Below are 3877 nucleotides of genomic sequence, written 5' to 3' on the forward strand. Positions count from 1 at the left end.
GATCGGGCAACCCGCGCACAGAGCCTTGGCCTGCTCCAGATCGACTGGGCTCTCGGCGAACCACAGATCGGGATTCCCGATGTGGCACGGCACCGCCGGCAGCCGCTCTTCGCATGTCATCGGCGCGACGCTCACCTCCGGAGCGGTCATCGCAATGGACATGTGCTTATCCCCTACTTCCTGGTCGTAGTTGTCGGCGATCTGTCTCTTCGATGGATCTGCGACCAGGTTTTCGGGGTGGAGAACTATCCCAAAAAAATTGGCCACGGATCCGGTTGACTGCGGTCCGTGGCCATTTCGGCTGGTGTGGGAGCTCTACCTAAAAAGGGCTCCGATCCACGGACGCGCCGGTCGCTGCGGCGTGACGGCGCTTGTCCTGCGGTGCAAAAGCAGCAGCGACCGGCCATGCGGCGGCGGGGGCGGGGGCAGCGGGTGCGGCATACCGGTGCGCCGCCGGGACAATCACGGCGGCGGAGACGGCGAGTACGGACGACGGCATGCCTGCAGCCGCGACACCGCTGATCGTGATGTTATCCATTGCGGGCACCCTCCTTCCGTCTCGTCACCAGAGCTGTGTTACGAGGCTAAAGCCTAGCAGCCAGATCGCACAACCTATTTTCTACCTGCGGTTTTGGCGTGATCTTTACGATTTTTGGCGGCCCTTGACCAACTCGAGGACATCCGGGCCGTACTGCTCGAGCTTGCGCGCACCGATGCCGGGCAGTGCGACGAGTGCGGCCTCGTCGGTCGGAAGCGACTCGGCGATGGCGATCAGGGTGTTGTCGGTGAACACCACGTACGCCGGCACCTTCATCTCCTTGGAGACGCGCAACCGCCAGTCCTTGAGCTCGGTGAGCAGCTCTTCATCCAGGTCCGATGGGCAGGTTTCGCAGCGGCGCAACATGATCGCCGGTGGCGTCGTCAATGCCGCGTTGCAGACCCGGCAGCGCGGTGCCGGACCGCGCTGACGCCGGGTCCGATCAGGCCCGGAGCCAACCGAATTCTGCAGTTGCGGTGCGATGCCGTTGAGAAACCGCGACGGTCGCCGGCTTTGGCGCCCGCCGGGGGTGCGGGCCAGTGCCCAGCTCAGCCCGAGATGCACCCGGGCCCGGGTGACCCCGACGTAGAGCAGACGGCGTTCCTCCTCCACCGGCTCGCTGTCCGGGCCGTGCGCGAGCGCGTGCGAGATCGGCAAGGTGTTGTCGGCGAGGCCGACGAGGAACACCGCATCCCACTCCAGGCCCTTGGCGGCGTGCAGCGACGCGAGTGTCACGCCCTGCACCACCGGCGGATGCCGGGCGTCGGCACGCTGGCGCAGCTCGGCGACCAATGCCCGCAGATCGAGCTCGGGCCGCACCGCGACCTCCTCGTCGACCAACTCGGCCAACGCCGTCAACGCTTCCCAGCGTTCGCGGGCCTTGGTACCCGCCGGGGGTTCGGCGGTCAGTCCGAGCGGTTCGAGAAGCTCACGCACCAGCGCGGGCAGGTTGTCCTCGGGAATGTCGCGTTCGGCGAAGCGCTGCATGGCCACCAACGCCTGGCGGATCTCCTGGCGACTGAAAAAGCCCTCACCACCGCGCACCTGGAAGGCGATGCCGGCCTCGGTGAGTGCCTCCTCGTACACCTCGGACTGCGCGTTGATCCGGTACAGCACGGCGATTTCGGCGGGCTCCGTGCCGTTTTCGATCAGCTTCTTGATGGATCGGGCAACGGCGTTGGCCTCGGCCACCTCGTCGGGATACTCGGAGAACGTCGGCTCGGGACCAGGATCGCGCTGCCCCACCAGGTGCAGCTTGCTGCCCGCCATGCGGCCGCGCGCGGCCGCGATCACCCGATTGGCCAACGACACCACCTGCGGCGTCGACCGGTAATCCCGCTCCAGCCGCACCACCGCGGCATCGGGGAAGCGACGGGAGAAATCCAGCAGGAAACGCGGGGTGGCGCCGGTGAACGAGTAGATCGTCTGGTTGGCGTCGCCGACCACGGTCAGGTCGTCGCGCTCCCCCAGCCAGGCGTCGAGCACCCGCTGCTGCAGGGGCGTGACGTCCTGGTATTCGTCGACGACGAAGCAGCGGTAGCGGTCCCGGAATTCCTGGGCCACCGCGGCGTCGTTCTCGATGGCCGCGGCGGTGTGCAGCAGCAGATCGTCGAAATCCAAGAGTGCCGAGCCGTCCCGGCGGGCCTTGAGCTTCTCGTAGTTCGAATAGACCGCGGCGACCTTGGCGGCATCGAACGGGATGTCGCGACCGACCTTCGCCACCGCGGCACCGTAGGCCTCCGGGGTGATCAAAGATGCCTTGGCCCATTCGATTTCGCCGGCCAGATCGCGAACATCGTCGGTACTGGTCTGCATCCCGGCCCGGTTGGCCGCCTGAGCCACCACGGCGAACTTGCTGTCGAGCAGCTCCCACCCCGTGTCGCCCACCAGGCGGGGCCAGAAGTACTGCAGCTGGCGACGCGCCGCGGCGTGGAACGTCACCGCCTGCACGGCCGCGGTGTTCACCCCCGACTCCTGCCCCAGCGCCCGTAGCCGGCCCCGCATCTCGCCGGCGGCCCGCGCGGTGAACGTCACCGCCAGCACCTGGCTGGGCGCGACATGGCCTGCGGTCACCAGATGCGCGATCCGCCGGGTGATGGTGCGGGTCTTGCCGGTGCCCGCACCCGCCAGCACGCACACCGGGCCGCGGGCGGCCAGCACTGCCTCCCGCTGCTCATCGTCCAGATCACCCAGGGCGGGCGAGGGAGCCTCCAACGGCATGCGGTCCATGATGTCAGGGACCGCTGACACGTCTGGGGGCGCCGTCTACCCCTGCCGGCTCAGCCACTGCTCGAAGGTGGTGGGCGCGAGGCGGGCGCGCTCGCCGGGCAGCATCACATTGCCGGCCATCTCCACCCCGAACACCGACGACCACGTCGGCACCAGCCGCACGTCCCGGCCACGCACCGCCAGGGTTCGCCGCGCCATGTCGACCAGATCCTGCGGCTGCGGACCGGCCACATCGGCGTAGCGTCCCTGCGGCTTCCCCGCGGCGATCTCCGCGAGCACCGCGGCCACGTCGTCCGGGTCGATGGGCTGCACCAGAAGCGGCGCGATCGGCGCGGTGACGCCGTCGGGGCCGTCCTGTTCCGTCCAACCCACCACCATCTCGGCGAAGTCGTGGAACTGCGTGGCAGGCACGACCGTCCACGGCACCGGGCCCGCTTCGATCAGCCGCTCCTGCTCGCGCTTTCCGGCGTAGTGCGGATTTCCCTCGATGCCGTGGATACCGACGATCGACAGCAGGACGTGATGACCGACACCGGCGCGCTCCTCGGCCGCCAACAGATTGCGGGTGGCGGTACCGAGGTGATGCACCGTGCCGTCCCGGTCGACCGGCGGCGTGCTGATCACGTCCACCACCGAGTGCACGCCGACCAGGGCGACGTCGAGGCCTTCGCCGGTCAACAGGTCGACCCCCTGCGAGCGACTGATCGCCACCACCTCATGTCCCGCGCGCTGCAGCTCGGCCACCAGCCGCGCCCCGATGTTTCCCGTCGCGCCCGCCACTGCGATTCGCATGATGCCTCCCGTTCCGTTCGCCGACTATTACGGACTATATAGGTCCGTAATATCTGTAATACGATAACGGGCGTGAAACTTCCCGTGGCCACCGAGTGGGCGCTGCACTGCGCGACGTCGCTGGCGCAACTGGAACCCGGAACCACGGCATCGGCCGGCGACCTCGCCGAGCACTTCGACCTGCCCGCGGCCTACCTCGCCAAGCAGTTACAGGCGCTCACCCGCGCGGGTGTGCTGGCCGCGACGACGGGTCCGCGTGGCGGGTTCCGGCTGGGACGCGCCCCGGCCGACATCACGCTGCTGCACATCGTCGAGGCC

4 protein-coding genes are annotated in these 3877 nt (G+C 68.4%); 1 reads left to right on the forward strand and 3 read right to left on the reverse strand.

The features are described from left to right. From BN4332_RS29510 to BN4332_RS29520, 3 genes are all read right to left on the reverse strand, one after another. Positions 1-150 (reverse strand): WhiB family transcriptional regulator (locus BN4332_RS29510; RefSeq protein ID WP_494337823.1); only part of this gene is annotated, 150 nt, incomplete at its 3' end. Positions 151-643: 493 nt separating this feature from the next. Next, entirely contained in the window at positions 644-2767 is a 2124-nt protein-coding gene (locus BN4332_RS29515; RefSeq protein ID WP_066903379.1) for an ATP-dependent DNA helicase UvrD2, read from the reverse strand. Between the two features lie 36 nt (positions 2768-2803). Further along, positions 2804-3559, reverse strand: a complete 756-nt coding sequence (locus BN4332_RS29520) for an SDR family oxidoreductase (protein WP_066903381.1) — start codon at positions 3557-3559, stop codon at positions 2804-2806. 72 nt (positions 3560-3631) lie between these two features. Between BN4332_RS29520 and BN4332_RS29525 the strand changes: the two genes are divergently transcribed. Then, positions 3632-3877 (forward strand): RrF2 family transcriptional regulator (locus BN4332_RS29525; protein WP_200820460.1); only part of this gene is annotated, 246 nt, incomplete at its 3' end.

This window comes from Mycolicibacterium houstonense, assembly GCF_900078665.2.
GTDB lineage: Bacteria > Actinomycetota > Actinomycetes > Mycobacteriales > Mycobacteriaceae > Mycobacterium > Mycobacterium houstonense.

Coding starts and splice junctions, on each gene's coding strand:
- BN4332_RS29515 (WP_066903379.1), bottom strand. CDS start 2,767: ATGGACCGCATGCCGTTGGAGGCTCCCTCGCCCGCCCTGGGTGATCTG.
- BN4332_RS29520 (WP_066903381.1), bottom strand. CDS start 3,559: ATGCGAATCGCAGTGGCGGGCGCGACGGGAAACATCGGGGCGCGGCTG.